This window comes from Erwinia sp. PME.40.26/001 (genome assembly GCF_055556675.1).
On record NZ_JBVHNP010000403.1, the window covers coordinates 1 to 240 of the forward strand.

Consider the following 240-nt stretch of genomic DNA (forward strand, 5'->3'; position numbering starts at 1 on the left):
AGGAAGCCAGACCGGCGAGCGCACGATGGTCCTTCGGGGCAGGGTCGGCGAGTTGACGCGCCAGCTGGGCCTGAACGGGCTGATCCTCCGGATGCGAGGGATCGGTGTAGTACTCGTCGATGGCCGCGAGCACAGCCCCAATGCGATCCGCTCCGAACGCCCCGGAGAGCGCGGCGACGTCGAGGTAGTCCCGCATCTGGTTGCGCTTGACGATCAGGAAGCCCTTGATGCGCGCGATCT

1 protein-coding gene is annotated in these 240 nt (G+C 66.7%); it reads right to left on the reverse strand.

The window, feature by feature from the left end; all coding sequences use genetic code 11:
* The coding region (locus ACZ3HG_RS24725) for a hypothetical protein (protein ID WP_465335168.1) at positions 1-240 on the reverse strand (240 nt) is incomplete at both ends.